This window comes from Saccharopolyspora elongata (assembly GCF_004348985.1).
Classification (GTDB): Bacteria; Actinomycetota; Actinomycetes; order Mycobacteriales; family Pseudonocardiaceae; genus Saccharopolyspora; species Saccharopolyspora elongata.
On record NZ_SMKW01000226.1, the window covers coordinates 1 to 1,194 of the forward strand.

Here is a 1,194-nt window from a genome sequence, read left to right on the forward strand (position 1 = left end):
GGATCCGCGCGACCCCGACGTGCGGCTGGAGCAGCTGCTCGACCCGGAGTCGATCGAACCACTGCACCCCCGCGACAGCAGCGGGATGTACGCGGTGCGCGGTCGCATCGACGGCACGAGGGTGATCGTCTACTGCAGCGACGCCACCAAGATGGGCGGCGCGCTCGGCTCCGAGGGCTGCGGGCACATCGTGGACGCCATCGACATGGCGGTGCGCGAGCGCTGCCCGGTTATCGGCGTGTGGCACTCCGGCGGCGCCCGCATCCCGGAGGGCGTGGAATCGCTGGACGGCATGGGCCAGATGTTCGCGGCGATGATCCGCGCTTCCGGCCGCGTCCCGCAGATCTCCGTCGTCGTCGGCCCGGCCGCCGGCGGCGCCGCCTACGGCCCGGCGCTGACCGACGTGGTCATCATGTCCCCCGCCGGGCGCGTGTTCGTCACCGGCCCGGACGTGGTCCGCAGCGTCACCGGCGAGCAGATCGACCAGGAGGGGCTCGGCGGGATCTCCGCGCACGGCGCCAAGTCCGGCGTGGTGCACGTGACCGCCGCGGACGAGGCCGACGCGTTCGTGCGGGCGCGCCGGCTGACCGGGCTGTTCGCCAAGCCGGGCCTGTTCGACCTGCACTCCGTGCAGGACGAGGACGACCTGCGCGCGTTGCTGCCGGACCGCCCGCAGCGCGCCTACGACGTCAAGCCGGTGATCCGCGGCATCCTCGACAAGAAGGACGACGGAGCCGGCAACATTTCCGCGGACTTCGAAGAACTGCAGGCCAAGTGGGCCCCGAACATCGTGGTCGGCCTGGGCCGGCTCGGTGGCCGCAGCATCGGCGTGATCGCCAACAACCCGCTGCGCAAGGGCGGCTGCCTGGACTCGCTGTCGGCGGAGAAGGCCGCCCGCTTCGTGCGGATGTGCGACTCCTTCGGCGTGCCGCTGCTGGTGCTCGTCGACGTGCCGGGCTACCTGCCCGGCGTCGGCCAGGAGTGGGGCGGCGTGGTGCGCCGCGGCGCGAAGCTGCTGCACGCCTTCGGCGAGGCCGTGGTGCCGCGGGTGACGCTGGTGACCCGCAAGTCCTACGGCGGCGCGTACATCGCGATGAACTCCCGCGCGCTGGGCGCGACCACCGTGTTCGCCTGGCCGGAGGCCGAGGTCGCGGTGATGGGCGCCAAGGCCGCGGTCGGCGTCCTGCACCGCAA

At 72.9% G+C, this 1,194-nt stretch carries 1 protein-coding gene; it reads left to right on the plus strand.

The window, feature by feature from the left end:
• A partial coding sequence (locus E1288_RS46415) for an acyl-CoA carboxylase subunit beta (RefSeq protein WP_132495725.1) occupies positions 1–1,194 on the plus strand: 1,194 nt, incomplete at both ends.